Source organism: Methanobrevibacter sp. (genome assembly GCF_045646045.1).
In the GTDB taxonomy this organism is placed as follows: Archaea; Methanobacteriota; Methanobacteria; order Methanobacteriales; family Methanobacteriaceae; genus Methanocatella.
The window spans coordinates 1-15886 of record NZ_JAZRJY010000044.1; the positions used below are offsets into that span (position 1 = coordinate 1).

Genomic DNA, 15886 nt, shown 5'->3' on the forward strand with positions numbered 1-15886 from the left:
CCAGTTAATTTTCCATTTTTAAAAACAATATTATCTAAAGTTAATGCTGAATTAGCATTAAAAATACCGGATTTACCTAAAGCATCAATAGTATAACCATTACCATTAATAGTTAATACTTTATTAATAGTTATTCCATCAGTAGAAAATCCCTCATCATATATATAATTCTTTTCTAATGAAATTATTGAACCCTCACCGGCATCATTTATCATTTTTTGCAAATCACTAAAAGTACCATTATCAGCACTTCCTTGAATTTCTTCATCACTTAAATACACATTATGTTCACTTAAAGAATCACTCATTAAATATGAATCGTAACTATTTGCAATGTTTGTTTCATTATTTATTCCTTCTGCACTAACAGTCGAAATAGCAAATAAACAAACGATTATTATTATTAAAAACAAATATCCTTTCTTTAACATGAATCTCCTCCCAAAATTAATTTTTGATACGATATATATATTAATTGTTAAAAGTATTTAAATTAATTGTACTACAGGATTTTTCGACTCTTTTAATTTTAAAGATAAATATAACAAGATTTTGAAATTCAACAAAGTTTTTTATAGAGTCTAATAATTAGTATTTTGAAAGTTATTTAAAATATAAAAAACATATATTTTACTAATAAATCTTTTAAAATGATTACTATGGTAGAAATTTTTGATGAACTTGGTTATAAAAAACAAACATGTAAAACTTGCGGACAGGAGTTTTACTCTCAGGTAGATAGAGATACCTGTGGTGATGCTCCATGTGATGAGTATGAGTTTATTGCAAATCCTGCTACTGATAAACCCTACAATTTATATGAAATCCAAAAAGTTTTTAGAGAATTTTTAGAAAGTGAAGGACATACTCATGTCCCAAGATATCCTGTTCTTGCCAAAAGGTGGAGGGATGATGTATTCCTGGTTGGAGCATCCATATTTTGTTTCCAGCCTTGGATAACATCAGGACTTGTTAAACCTCCTGCCAATCCTATTGAAATGGCTCAACCTTCAATCAGACTCAACGATGTTGATAATGTTGGAAGAACAGGTAGACATATGACCTGCTTTACAATGGGGACACACACTGTAATTAACAAAGAAGATGATTTCATTTATTGGGAAGATGAAACCATCAGACTTTGTCATGAGTTCTTTGCACATATCGGAATTAATACTGAAGAGATTACTTTCATCAAATCCTGGTGGAGCGGTGGAGGTAATGAAGGGCCTTGTTATGAAGTCTGCTGCAGAGGTGTTGAACTTGCAACATTGGTATTTATCCAATATGAAACTTTAGAAGATGGATCCAAGAAAGAAATTCCGATTAAGGTTGTGGATACCGGTTACGGATTGGAACGTATCGCATGGATTTCACAGGGTACTCCAACAGCTTACGATGCATGTTTTGCACCAGTTGTCGACAAATTAAAAGAATTGACTGGTGTTGAAATTAATGAAGACATCCAGGGAAGAAATGCACAAATTGCAGGTATGATGGATATTGAAGATATTGGAGATTTAAAAGAACTCAGACAGCAAGTGGCTGATAGTTTAAATTTATCTTTAGAGGAATATTTAAAAGCAGCAGAACCTATGGAAGCAATTTATATTATTGCAGACCACACAAGATGTTTGGCCTTCATGCTGGCTGACGGTATCATTCCATCCAATGTTAAAGAGGGTTACTTGGCCAGACTGGTTTTAAGAAGAACCATAAGATTCATGAAAGAACTGAACATGAAAGAATCCTTATCTGATGTAATGGCAATACAACTAGATTTCCTGTCTAAATTTTATCCTGAAATCCGTGACTCTGAAGAACATATTATGAATATCATTACTTTGGAAGAGGAAAGATATGCTGCTACTGTTAAAAAAGGAAAAAGCATTGTTAGAAGATCAATTAAAAGACTTAAAAAAGAAGGCAAATCTGAAATGCCTCTTGACATGTTAATAGACTTGTATGACGCTCATGGAATTCCTCCGGAAACCGTAGTTGAAATGGCTGGAGATGACTTTACTGTTAATGTGCCGGACAACTTCTTCACACAGGTTGCAGGAGCCCATGAAAAAGATACTACAAACAAAAAAGATTCATTTAAAGTAGATTATCCTGAAACTGACTTATTGTTCTATAAAGATTTCTACCAACAAGAATTTGAAGCGGAAGTTTTAGGGTTAGTTGAAAAAGATGGAGACAAATGTTTGATCTTTGATAAAACTACATTTTATCCTGAAGGAGGAGGGCAACCTTCAGATATAGGTGAAGTTTTCATTGATGGAAAATCATTTAAAATACATTATGCTGAAAAAGTTGATAATGTGGTCTTGCATCATGTAGGTGGAGACATATCAAATGATGTAGTTGGCAAATCTGTAAAAGGTAAGATTGACTGGGATAGGAGAATTACTCTTGCACGCCACCATACAGGAACTCACCTGGTTATTGCAGCTGCAAGAAAAGTATTAGGTCAGCACATTTGGCAGGCAGGATCTCAAAATGCTCTTAACCGTGCACGTATTGACTTATCTCACTATAAGCGTATCACACAGGAAGAACTGAATGAAATTGAAAAATTAGCCAATGAATATGTTATGGAAAACATTGATTTGGACATCCAGTTCCACACAAGGGATGAAGCACAGGAATTGTACGGATTTGTGCTTTACCAGGGAGGTATTGTTCCGGGTAAAATGATTCGTGTCGTTAAGATTCCTGGAGTTGATGTTCAGGCCTGTGCAGGTACTCATGTATTGAGAACCGGTGTTGTTGGACCAATCAAAATCAATAAGACTGAAAGGGTTCAAGATGGTGTTGAAAGGATTGATTTCTCAGCAGGTTTGGCTGCAATTGATTCCATCCAGCATGATGATGCATTGCTGCGTGAAAGTTCAGCTATATTCAAAGTTGAAAACGAACAATTACCAAAAACCTGTGACAGATTCTTTTCTGAATGGAAAGCTCAGAAAAATGAAATTGATAAGTTAAAATCAGAAATTGCTTCACTTAAAATGAACTCTTTAGCTGATGATTATGATGAAATCAATGGCTTGAAAGTTGTCAATCAATTAATCGACGGTGATTTTAAAGAACTTCAAAAAATGGCAACGGACTTTACTGATAACGGTAAGGCAGATGTTGTGATATTGGGTAATAATGATGGTAAAATCGTCGGTGCAGCTTCACAAAATGCTATTGATAATGGAATTAAAATCAATGATGTTATCAAAACTGCAGCAGGAGTTTTAGGTGGTGGCGGTGGTGGCCGTCTTACTTTAGCACAGGGTGCAGGTAAAAACACCGATAAAATGGATGAAGCTATTCAAACAGCTGTTGAATTAATTAAACAATAAGAGAAATCTTTTCTCTTATCTATTTTTTATATTTTTTAATGAATATTGCTGTAACAATTGCCGTTGCAATAACTGAAATTACATTAGCAATCATTGAAGGTAATCTCAAACCTTCTGGAGCTTGCAGTATATATCCGAATGTAATCAGGATACATATAATTGCCGGAATTAAAGTAATAATATAATTTTTTTCTTTTTTAATCAGATATGCCGTTGCTGAAAGCAGTACTGCACTACCTATTAATAATTGGGCCCAGGCAACATATCTCCAAACCAGAGTAAAATCAACAAAGGTTAATGCAAATCCTATTACAAATAAAGGTAAGGCAATTTTCAGTCTTGAAAGTATTTTTTCCTGATTTATATTTAGTTCGTCCGCTATTGTAATTCTTGAACTTCTAAGTGAGGTATCTCCTGTAGTAATTGGACAAACTACAATACCTATGATTGTTATTGCTACACCAACTGGTCCAAGTAATTTTGTTGCCATTTCATGCACTGCAACTGTTGGGGTTGCGGCATAGATTGCTGCAAGTTGTGGCTGGCCGTGGAAAAATGCCAATGCAATAGCTGCCCAGCATAGAGCAACTATGCCTTCTAAAACCATAGCTCCGAAAAATACTGGCCTTGCATCTTTTTCACTTTTAATACATCTGGCAACAATAGGTGATTGTGAGGCATGAAAACCGGAAATGGCACCACATGCAATAGTAACAAATAAAAACGGAAATATTGGCTTATCAGTTAAGTATAGTCCCTGTGTAGTAAATTCCGGAATGGGGTATGCAGGATTTAAGAATAATCCTCCGGTCATTAGTATTACCATAAGCAGAAATAGTAGTCCAAAAAGTGGATAAAGCTTTCCAATAATCTTATCGACTGGAAGTAATGTAGCAATTATAAAGTATATGAATATCAGTATAACCCAGATGAATGTTGGTGTGCTTGTTAAATTACCAAGTAATGCTGCAGATCCTGTTGAAAAAGTTGATGCAACAAGAATACCTGTTATGACAGTAACAAATGCAACAAATTTTTGAGCTGTTGTTCCCAGATACTTGGAGATAATTCCAGGCATTGTAGAACCGTCATTTCGCAACGACATAAATCCTGAGAAGAAATCATGTACTGCTCCTATAAAAATTGTACCTAATGTAATCCATAGAAAAGCTGCAGGTCCAAATAATGCACCTTGTATAACTCCAAATATGGGACCTAAACCTGCAATATTTAAAAAATGAACTAAAAATGCCTTGAATGTAGACATTGGGGAATAGTCAACACCGTCTTCTAATCTATGAACTGGTGTGGGAACACTTTCATCCACTCCTGCTATTTTTTCAATGGCTTTGCCATAAATAAAATAAGAAGCGATTAATGCTATAAAACAGATTAGAAAACTATACATCGTATTATAGTATTTTATGAAATTATATAAATAATTAATGTTATAAACAACATATATGTCATTTAAACTTCATTAAATGGCATAAAATAGTTAACTGAAAAATGTGGTATTTATGGAAAGTTATGAAAATCAAAAATTCTGTCAGTCTTGTGCAATGCCTTTGACAAGTGATGAATTATACGGAACAAATGCAGATGGAAGTATAAATGAAGATTATTGTATTTATTGCTTTAAGGATGGTGAATTCACTTCAGACATGTCTATGGAAGAGATGATGAATTTCTGCATAGAAAAAATGGTTGAAGTTCATCCGGAAATTGATAAGGAAGAAGCTTCTAAAATGATGGGCGAAGTTTTTCCTAAGTTAAAAAGATGGGCTAATGATTAGCCATTCATCTTCTTTTTTTTCAAAAATATTTATTAATATTAAAAATTAAAATATATTTGCTGTTATATTTTAGTAGTATTTAGACTATGTTTAAATATTGAAGGGATTACTATTATCTTCAGCGATTTGGTTAATTAAGTGGGATGTTTAAATGAAATATGATTTAATCGTAGCAAGATATGGTGAAGTTGGTTTAAAAAGCACAAAAGTACGTTCTCGTTTTGAAAGAAAATTAGTTAAAAACATTAAGGCTGCTATCGACTGTGATGTTGATAGGAATCAGGGAAGAATCTATATTTTTCCGCAGAACTTTGATGATGCGGTAGAAAATTTAAACAGGGTTTTTGGTATTGTATCTTATTCTCCGGCTATTTCAACATACAGTAATTTCGAAGACATTGATAAAACATTGGGTGAATATGTTGAGAATCTAGCTAGTGAAAATATGATTGATGAGGATACTAAATTTGCAATTAAATGCAGACGCGTTGGCAATCATGATTTCACATCACAGGAAATGGCTGCATTTTGTGGTGGAGTTGTAAGGAAAAGAGTTTTAGCACCTGTAGACTTGACAAATCCTGAATTGACAATATTTGTTGAAGTGCGCGGTGATGATACATTCATTTATCATGAAAAGATTCCAGGTCCCGGCGGTTTGCCTTTGGGAACACAGGGAAAAGTTGTCTGTCTGGTGTCCAGCGGAATTGACTCTCCTGTTGCCGCTTATTTGATGATGAAAAGAGGTTGTGAAGTAATAGCCTTGTACTGTGATAATGACCCCTTCACATCCCAAATGGCATTGGAAAATTATAATAAACTGGTTGATCAACTTCAAAATTATGCTGCAGGTGTACCTATTAAAAAACGTATTGTAAAATATGGGGATTATCTCCAAAAAGCCAAAGATGATGCACCTGAAAAAATGACCTGTGTATTATGTAAATCTGGTATGTATAAAATAGCTGAAAAGTTGGCTAATAAAATGGGTGCGCTGGCTATTGTTGACGGAAGCAGCGTTGGTCAGGTTGCATCACAGACTTTAAATAATATTCTAGCAACCAGATATGGTGTTGACATGCCTATTCTATCTCCGTTAATTGGTTTGGATAAAGCGGAAATCACTAAAATTGCAGAAGAAATTGGAACATTTGAAATATCCAAAATCGATGATGGTGGATGTAGTGCAGTTCCAAGATATCCTGAAACAAAAGGTGATTTGGATAGGTTTAAGGATGCTTGCGAAGCTATGAACCAGGATGAAGCCATAATAGAGGCTTTCAAAACTATTCAATCAAATTAATATTAATAATTTTAACAGGTGTTTAAATGTGTGCTTTTAAGTCAATTGAAGAAGCAAGAGAATTTTTTAAAAATGATAAGTTCGCAACAAATACTGGAGTTCGTATTGATGAATTAGATAATGATTCCTGCCAATGCAGTTTGGAAATTAATGATGGGCATAAAAATGGTCTAGGTGGTGTTATGGGTGGAGTAATGTTTACATTAGCTGATTTTTCTTTCGCAGTTTTATCAAATCACCTCCACTTTCCGACTGTTGCTCAGCAAGTAAGCGTTAATTATTTAAATGCTCCAAAAGGAGAAAAATTGATTGCAAGAGCAATATGCAAGAAAAACGGCAGAAGTTCATCAATAATAAATGTGGATGTTGTTGATGATACTGGTAGGGATATCGTTCAATTTGTTGGGACAGGATTCAAGTTATGAATTCAATACTTAAATCATAATAATTATATACTTTACAATTCAAATATATTATCGTATACTAAATTTATTTTTTAAGTTTACAAATAAACTTAATATTTATTGAGGTATTAAAATGAAAACTACTGTTAGTGTAATTAAAGCTGATATTGGAAGTGTTTCTGGTCACTGTGTTGCACACCCAGAATTAATGGATATCTGTGACGAAGTTTTAAACGAAGCTTTAGAAACCGGTATCTTAAACGACTATTATGTTTCCCGTTGTGGGGATGACATCGATTTAATAATGACTCACAACAAAGGGGAAGAAAACGAAGAAGTACACAAAACTGCATATGATGCATTCATGAAAGCTACTGCAAGAGCACGTGAATTAAAATTATATGGTGCAGGTCAAGATTTATTATCTGATACCTTCTCAGGAAACATTAAAGGTATGGGTCCTGGTGTTGCAGAAATGGAATTCGAAGAAAGACCATCTGACCCTGTTTTAGTATTCTGTTGTGACAAAACCGAACCTGGTGCATTTAACTTACCAATCTTTAGAATGTTTGCAGATCCATTTAATACTGCAGGTCTTGTTATTGACCCAAGTTTACACGATGGATTCAAATTTGAAGTATTCGATGTAATCGAACACAAAAAAGTTATCTTGGATTGTCCTGAAGAAATGTATGATTTACTCGCATTAATCGGTTCAACCGGAAGATATGTTATTAAAAGAGTATGGAAGAAAAACGGTGAAATCGCAGCTGCAATAAGTACCGAAAGATTAAACTTAATGGCTGGCCGATACGTTGGTAAAGATGACCCAGTAGCAGTTGTAAGAGCACAATCTGGATTCCCTGCAAACGGTGAATGTGTAGATCCATTTGCATTCCCACATATGGTTAGTGGATGGATGAGAGGATCCCACAATGGTCCAATGATGCCTGTTTCAGAAGCAGAAGCAAACCCAATTAGATTTGACGGACCACCTAGAGTTGTTGGTTTAGGTTTCCAAGTAGCTAATGGTGAATTAGTAGGTCCTGTAGACTTATTTGATGACCCTGCATTTGATCCTACTCGTGAACAAGCTGCTAAAATTGCAACTTACATCAGAAGACATGGTCCATTCGAACCTCACAGATTACCTGCTGAGGAAATGGAATATACTTCACTTCCTGGTGTAATGACCAAACTCGAAAAAAGATTTGAAGATATGGATTAAATTCAAGAGATTATTTATCTCTTCTTTTTTTACTTTTTTTTGAGTCTGTAAAATTTTATGGGCTTATTTGATTTTTTAGCTGTTTTTCAGTCCAATTTTTCATTGGGTAGTCTATACATTTCGTTTTTAGTCTTGCATAATTTCTTTATTTTTTTGGATTGCTTTGTCTACAGTAGTTTTAGACTTTGTTTGAGATTTAATATTTTTATTTCTTATTTATCTGATACATTATGATACATTGGAAAAAGTCAATTATTGAACAAATAAATTTTTTTTCCCATTGCAGTTATAAGTTATATAATATGAAAGACCAAGATTTAAAATTTTCACTAAAATCGGATAAAAATTTTTATGAAAAATCATATTTTTTCAATAAATTTAAGGATATATATATATATGTAGTTTGATATACATTACATTAATTATTGTTTTACTTTTGTTTACAATAATTACAAATATTTTATATAATAATTCATGTTAATTTTAGAAAATTTATATCTTCTTTTTTTTCTAATGAATTTGCATGAATTAATAGGTGTTAAAATATGTTAAATATGAAGAAAATAGGGGTATCTTTAATATTTATTGTATTATTGGTATCTATAACAATTTCTTGTGTTTCAGCACAGGATAATTCAAATTTTGGCACAAATGTCATCGATAATATTTCAACTACAACTTCTGATGTGGGTGAAGTAAGTGTTGATGAAAATACATTTGATGCCAATAACGATTTTTTTACGAATTTAGAAGAAACTAGTCATGCGAATGAAAAGAAAAATGCTGATTCTGTTCGTGGGGGAAATAATGCAAATACTAATCTTTTAGGTATTGGTGCAGATAATGATGTTTTAGGGCTTGCTAATCCTAATATAAGAGCTACATTTTCAAAAAATCCTATTGTGGCTGGTGAAAGTACGATTATTACTATTACTGGACCTAGCGATGTGTCTGGTAGAGTTAGATTTTATGGTGATTGGACTCCACAAACAATTGTTGTAGATAATTTTATGGGTAGTCATAGCATTTCTGTTGATTCTTTATTAGTTGGTACCCATAGATTTAATGTTACTTATGAAGCAAATAACATCTATGCTGAGGACTTTATCACCGGTTTAATTGTTGTTGATCCTAAACCTATTGACCAATTTAAAATAGAAAATAAAACATATGATATTGACTACGGTCAAGATTTAAATGTGGTTGTCAATAGTGATGATGGTCTTTTGGATGAAAAAGTATTAATTGAAATTTTAGGAGATACTGTATACGCATCAAAAGAAGCTATATTTTCAAGTCATGGTATTGCTACAACCACATTTACAGGTATAAATGTTGGTAATTATACAATTCGTGCAAGCTATCCTGGTGGTAAAATTTATGATACATGTTCTACTGATTCTAAATTAAATGTATATCAGATTGATACGCCGGTAACCATTACTGTCAATGATCCTATTTATGTTCGTGACAATGTTGACATTGATGTTACTTTAGCTGAAAATACAACCGGATTTGCAATTATTGCCGTTGATGGTGTTGAAAATACTGTTCCTGTTACTAATGGTAATGCTAAATATACATTAGAAGATGTTAAAAACGGTACTCATAATATTGTTGTAAAATATCTTGGTGATACAAACTATAAAGCAAATCAAAGTGAAAAAGAATTTTTCGCTGAAAAATATGGTACTATATTAACAATTAATGATATTGTATATAATCCAACTAATAATATGACTTCTTTCCCTATTACTATTACTAGTGAGGGTAATGTTGCTTTAGACGGTAAGGTAACTATCTCTATTAAAAACGAAACTATTGAGGAAAAAATTGGTGAATTTTACATTGAGGGTCAATCTACTTATGAGGGTACTTTGAATATCACTGATATTCATCCTGGCCAATATAACTTTACTGTTGTATATGTGGGCAATGAATTCAATCACGGTAATTTTGATATGGATTACCATGATATTCCTTTAGTAACTAATTATGTTTTACCTGTAACAGCTACAACTATTGTTTATAATAAAACTGATGTTGTAATTACTGTAACTTTACCGGACAGAGCATCTAGAGATAAATTAGAAATTTTGGTAAATAAAACAGTATATGATAGTAGTAGTTTCAATCCTGGTGAAGACAATATTGTGACTTTAAATATTAGCAATTATGATGTTGACGATTATTCTGTTATAGCTCGTTACAATGCTGACGATATATATGATTATAAAGAAAATACTACTTCATTCTCAATAATTAAAGCTGAGTCCTATATTGATATTGAGGTTTCAGAAGATTATATGGTGGATGATGATGTTGTAATTAGTTTAAATGGAAGCCTTCCAACTGAAATTACTGTCACTATTAATGGTGAAGAGTATACGGTCAATCCTAACAGAACTGTAACTCTTACCGCTGTTAACGGAACATTTGAAGTTATTGCTAAATTGGCTGGAGATAAAAATCATAATGCTTCAGAAACAAATGTAACATTCTATGTATATAAACTCACTCCTGAATTTTCTGTTGATCCTGAAACCACAACTATTTATGTAGAAAGTAATGCTACAATTAATATTTCTGGTCCTGAGGATAGAGATACCGCAGTAGTTAATATTACTGGTGATTTGGAAGCAGTAATTGAAAACTTCAACGGTACTTTTGAAAAAATATTCGAAAATTTAGACGTTAATACTTATAATATTAATATTGCTTATATGGAAAATGATAAGTATGAAAAAAGAGTAGTGGGAGCTACTATCATTGTTATCCCGAAAGAGGATGTTTTAATAAATGTCGAAGATGTCAGCATTACCTATGGTGAAAATGCTACAGTTATTGTAACAGGTCTTGACAATATTGTTGGTGCTGAGATTACTATTGATGTCAATGGCACTAATGAAACAGTTGTTGTTGATGATAATGGTGAGGCTAGAGCTACATTTGATAATTTAAGTGCTGGCGACTATGTTATTACTGCATCTTATGCTGGTGATGTATCTCATGCTACAAATTCCACTAATGCTGATTTGATAGTAAATAAGGCAAATACTACTATTGATATTTCTATTGATGATATTATTTTTGCAGGTACTGATGCTTTAATTGAAGTAACCTTTAAAGAAGATGTAACCAAAGAAGCAATTATAACTGTGGATGGTGAAGATCATCCTGTAAATATTGCTGAAGGTAAAGCTTCATATTGTGTAGAAGGTATTAAATATGGTGAGCATAGTGTTGTTGTAAAGTATCTTGGTGATGATAACTATAATGAAAATACATCTGACAAACTTGATTTTGATGTTATAAAATATACTTCAGCATTAGATATTTCATCTATTGAGACTGATTCAAGTAATAATATAACTTCTGTCAATATTACTATTTATGATATTTATGGTGAGTTGGCTCCTGTAACTGGTAATGTAACCATTGATGTCATGGCTGATGGTGAAATTATCCGTACTGTAGAATCTGATGTTGATGGTTCTGTTTTCACTGTGGACTTAGGCGAAATTCTGCCAGGTGATTATGAGATTATTGTTGTTTATAATGGTGATGATTATTATTATGATAGTTTTGATTCTGAAGAATACACTGTTCCTTTAGTTACTAATTATGATTTAACTACTGTTGCTACAGATATTGTTTATAATGAAAGTGATGTTGTTGTCACTATAACTTTACCTGATGGCGGAAGCAAAGATGATCTTTTTGTTATTGTAAATGAGGTAATTTATAGAGACGACAATTTAATTCAAGAGGGTAATGAAGTAACTTTCAATATTAGCGGTCTTGTTGTTGGCGAATATTTAGTTGAAGCTTATTATAGGGGTGACGATGTCTATGATGGTAAATTTAATACAACTTTATTTACAGTATCTAAGGCTCCTTCCTCCCTTGAGATTGATGTTTTAGATTCTTACATTGTTCGTGATACTATTGTAATTACATTTATTCCAAGTATATCATCTGCAATTACAGTTACTATTAATAATATACCGTATGAAGTTAGTGATGATAACACCATAACTCTTACGGCTGTAAATGGAACTTATACTATTCTTGCTACATTGGACGGTGATGAAAACCACATAGGTTCTGAAGCAAATGCAACATTTGTTGTTACTAAAACCGCTCCTGAAACCTCTATTGCTACTCATAATGTTGTTGCTGGTAATAATGAAACTGTTGTAGTTACTGTTCCTGATGATGCAACCGGTGTTGTATTATTCGTTTTCAATGGTCAAAATTACTATGCTGATGTTGAAAATGGTAAAGCCACATTCACGTTATCTAATTATACAGTAGGTATTAATTCTATTGAATACACTTATTATGGTGATGATAAATATCTTAATAATTCCGGTAAAGGTGAATTTGAAGTATTTATGAATGATACCTATGAAATTACTGCTACTGCAGAACCAATTAAGGTTGGTGAAGATGTTGTTATTGATGTAGAATTGCCTGAAGATGCTACTGGTGAAGTCATTGTTGATGTTGAAGGTAATGAGTACAAAGCTCCAGTTAAAAATGGTATGGCCACTGTAAATGTTCCTGGTTTGGCTGTAGACTATTATGTTGCTAATGTTACTTATTTGGGTAATGGTAAATATGCTCCAAAATCAACTGAAGTTTCATTCTATGTTTCTAAAATAGATACTGATTTATATGTCCTATCTATAGAGACTGATGAAAGTAATAATGTAACTTCTGTCGTCATTTCTATTACTGATACTTCCGGTTACCCAGTTGATGCAACAGGTAATGTGACTGTTGGAATCGTAGATGGTGAGATATTAATCCGTACTGTAGAATCTGTTGTTGATGGTCCTGTTTTCGCTGTGGACTTAGGTGAAATCATGCCTGGTGATTATGAATTTGTTGTTGCTTATAGTGGTGATGATAGTTATAATCCTAGTAATGCCCTTGAAAAATACACTGTTCCTTTAGTCACCAATTATAATTTAACTATTGTTGCTAATGATATTGTTTATAATGAAAGTGATGTTGTTGTTACCGTAACTTTACCTAATGGTGCAAGCAAAGATGACCTTTATGTTGTTGTAAATGATGTACTTTATAGAGGTGACAAATTAGTTCAAGAAGGTAATGATGTAACTCTCAAGGTTAGTGGTCTTGATGTTGGTAAATATTTAGTTGAAGCTTATTATGAGGGTGACGATGTCTATGATGGTAAATTTAATACAACTTTATTTACAGTATCTAAAGCTGCTTCATCCATTGCGATTGATGTTTTAGATTCTTACATTGTTCGTGATACTGTTGTAATTACATTTATTCCAAGTATATCTTCTCCAATTACAGTTACTATTAATAATATACCGTATGAAGTTAGTGATGATAACACCATAACTCTTACGGCTGTAAATGGAACTTATACTATTATTGCTACATTGGCTGAAGATGAAAATCATAATGCTTCAGAAGCAAATGCAACATTTGTTGTAAATAAAGTTGTTCCTAAAACTTCTATTGCTACTGAATATATTGTTGTTGGTAATGATGAAACCGTTGAAGTTGCTGTTCCTGATGATGCAACCGGTGTTGTATTATTCGTTTTCAATGGTCAAAATTACTATGCTGATGTCGAAGATGGTAAAGCTACATTCACATTATCTGATTTGCCTGTAGGTAGTTATTCCATTAAATACACTTATTATGGTGATGATAAATATCTTGAAAATTCAGGTAAAGGCGAATTTGAAGTATTTATAAATGATACCTATGAAATTACTGCTACTGCAGAACCAATTAATGTTGGTGATAATGCTGTTATTAATGTAGAATTACCTAAAGATGCTACTGGTGAAGTCATTATTGCTGTTGAAGGTAAAAATTACACAGCTATAGTTGAAAGTGGTAAAGCCATTGTTAATGTTCCTGATTTAACTGCTGGCGACCATATTGCTAATGTTAGTTACTCCGGTAATGATAAATATGCTCCAACATTAACTGATGTTGAAATTAGTGTTTCTAAAATAGAAAATGCTTCTATTTATGCTGATTCAAAACCTGTTGAATTTGGTAAAGATGCAATTGTTGATGTCGGATTACCTAAAGATGCTACAGGTACTGTTATTGTCAATGTTGGTGGAAAAAATTACACTGGTTCAGTTAAAAATGGTAAAGCTACTGTAAATATTCCAGATTTAGAAATTGGAGAGTATGATGCTGATGTCATATATTCTGGTGATGATAAATATGAATCTGTTTCAACTACAGTTCCAATTACTATTGATAAAGTATCTAATGCTAATATAACTGCTAGTGCTGATACTATCCTTGTTGGTGAAAATGCAATAATTAATGTAAAATTGCCTGAAGATGCAACAGGTATGGTCGTTGCTAATATTGGCAAAGATTTATATGCTGCTGTGGTTGAAAATGGTGTTGCTAAGATTACTGTTCCTAATCTTGAAATGGGTAACTATACCGCTACAGTAACATATTCCGGTAATGATAAATACGAACCAGTAAATACAACTGTTAATATTGATGTCGAAGGTAAACTTGAAGTAACCGCTCCTAATGTTGTTAAATATTACCACGGTCCTGAAAGGTTTAATGTATATGTACTTTTAGGTGGTAAACCTTTAGCTAATAAAACCGTTGATTTAAGTATTAACAATGTAGTTTATACGAGAACTACTAATAAAGATGGTATTGCTTCACTTGCATTGAACTTAAATAGTGACAACTATACTGTAATAGTTAAAGTAGATGATATTGAATTGACTTCATTTGTCACCATTAATCCAACTATTGTTGGAAAAGACATAACTAAAGTATTCAGAAATGAAACTCAATACTTTGCTACTTTCTATGATTCAAATGGTAAACCTTTAGCTAATACTGTAGTTACCTTTAATATAAATGGTGTATTCTATAATAGAACTACAGATTCTAATGGTGTTGCTAAATTAAATATCAATTTAAATCCTGGTGAATATATTATAACTGCATATAATCTAGCAACAGGTGAAATGAGATCTAATACTATTACTGTTTTAACTCACTTTATAGAACATAGTGATCTTAATAAGGTTTATGGAACTCCTGATCAATTCATAGTTAAACTATGTGATGATACTGGTAAGACTGTAGGTGCAGGTGAAACTGTCAGATTCAACATCAATGGTGTATTCTATAATAGAATAACTGATGCAAACGGTTTTGCTAAATTAAACATTAACTTAATGCCTGGTGAGTATATTATTACTTCATATTACAAAAACGAGGCTGTAAGTAATAAGGTTACTGTTCGCGCCAAATAAAAAGTTTAAAACAGAAAGTAAATGATTTACTTCATTTACTTTATTTTATTTTTTTTAGTCAGTAAAATTTTCTGGTTTTATTTGATTTTAATTTTTCACAGTTGAAATTTCACTCTAATTTTTCTTTAATTTTAATTTTAAAGACAAACAGAATATAAATGGAAAAATCACAGAATTTAAAGAACAGCAGTATCAGTGCAAAAAATTCGGAATAAAAAATAATCCATTAATTGGAGACATAAACCATTTTTACAAGAAATTGCGAATAAAATTTCTAGAATAATGAAAATTGGATATTAATTACTTTGTAAAATAACCAAATACTTTGAAATATTTATTGGAATTCGAATATTTCATCAAACAATCATCTTGAAAATTACTACAGACAAACTAATCCAGAAATAACAAAGAAATTATATGAGCTAAAAATGAAATGCTAATATTTTAGACTTCAAATGAAAAATTGGACTGAAAAACATCTAAAAATCAGAT

At 32.3% G+C, this 15886-nt stretch carries 7 protein-coding genes and 2 pseudogenes; 7 read left to right on the forward strand and 2 right to left on the reverse strand.

Features of this window, described 5'->3' with window-relative positions:
- Positions 1-431 (reverse strand): annotated as a pseudogene (locus ACKI5C_RS02985) (hypothetical protein); the annotation flags it as partial.
- Positions 432-650: 219 nt separating this feature from the next.
- Between ACKI5C_RS02985 and alaS the strand changes: the two are divergent.
- Entirely contained in the window at positions 651-3356 is a 2706-nt protein-coding gene (gene alaS, locus ACKI5C_RS02990; RefSeq protein WP_407431747.1) for an alanine--tRNA ligase, read from the forward strand.
- A gap of 19 nt (positions 3357-3375) precedes the next feature.
- Here the strand turns inward: alaS and ACKI5C_RS02995 are convergent, their stop codons facing one another.
- Positions 3376-4764 (reverse strand): carbon starvation protein A, encoded by a 1389-nt coding sequence (locus ACKI5C_RS02995; RefSeq protein WP_407431748.1) that lies wholly within the window; start codon positions 4762-4764, stop codon positions 3376-3378.
- A gap of 112 nt (positions 4765-4876) precedes the next feature.
- Here ACKI5C_RS02995 and ACKI5C_RS03000 point away from each other — a divergent pair, with 112 nt between their 5' ends.
- The 6 genes and pseudogenes from ACKI5C_RS03000 to ACKI5C_RS03025 all read left to right on the forward strand — a co-directional run.
- Complete coding sequence (locus tag ACKI5C_RS03000; RefSeq protein WP_407431749.1) at positions 4877-5152, forward strand: zinc ribbon domain-containing protein; 276 nt, start codon at positions 4877-4879, stop codon at positions 5150-5152.
- A 151-nt stretch (positions 5153-5303) separates the two neighbouring features.
- A complete protein-coding gene (thiI, locus tag ACKI5C_RS03005) occupies positions 5304-6455 on the forward strand; it encodes a tRNA uracil 4-sulfurtransferase ThiI (RefSeq protein ID WP_407431750.1) in 1152 nt (383 codons plus the stop codon).
- A 26-nt stretch (positions 6456-6481) separates the two neighbouring features.
- The gene (locus ACKI5C_RS03010; protein WP_407431751.1) at positions 6482-6880 is read left to right on the forward strand and encodes a PaaI family thioesterase; all 399 of its coding nucleotides are present in this window, start codon (positions 6482-6484) and stop codon (positions 6878-6880) included.
- 112 nt (positions 6881-6992) lie between these two features.
- A complete protein-coding gene (fbp, locus tag ACKI5C_RS03015) occupies positions 6993-8087 on the forward strand; it encodes a fructose-1,6-bisphosphate aldolase/phosphatase (protein ID WP_407431752.1) in 1095 nt (364 codons plus the stop codon).
- Between the two features lie 545 nt (positions 8088-8632).
- Positions 8633-15394 carry an Ig-like domain-containing protein gene (locus tag ACKI5C_RS03020; protein ID WP_407431753.1) on the forward strand — a complete coding sequence of 2254 codons (6762 nt, stop codon included), beginning with the start codon at positions 8633-8635 and terminating at the stop codon, positions 15392-15394.
- A gap of 139 nt (positions 15395-15533) precedes the next feature.
- Positions 15534-15760, forward strand: a pseudogene (locus tag ACKI5C_RS03025) (hypothetical protein); the annotation flags it as partial.
- Positions 15761-15886 lie beyond the last annotated feature (126 nt).

Coding starts and splice junctions, on each gene's coding strand:
- ACKI5C_RS02995 (WP_407431748.1), bottom strand. CDS start 4,764: ATGTATAGTTTTCTAATCTGTTTTATAGCATTAATCGCTTCTTATTTT.
- ACKI5C_RS03020 (WP_407431753.1), top strand. CDS start 8,633: ATGTTAAATATGAAGAAAATAGGGGTATCTTTAATATTTATTGTATTA.
- ACKI5C_RS03000 (WP_407431749.1), top strand. CDS start 4,877: ATGGAAAGTTATGAAAATCAAAAATTCTGTCAGTCTTGTGCAATGCCT.
- thiI (WP_407431750.1), top strand. CDS start 5,304: ATGAAATATGATTTAATCGTAGCAAGATATGGTGAAGTTGGTTTAAAA.
- ACKI5C_RS03010 (WP_407431751.1), top strand. CDS start 6,482: ATGTGTGCTTTTAAGTCAATTGAAGAAGCAAGAGAATTTTTTAAAAAT.
- alaS (WP_407431747.1), top strand. CDS start 651: ATGATTACTATGGTAGAAATTTTTGATGAACTTGGTTATAAAAAACAA.
- fbp (WP_407431752.1), top strand. CDS start 6,993: ATGAAAACTACTGTTAGTGTAATTAAAGCTGATATTGGAAGTGTTTCT.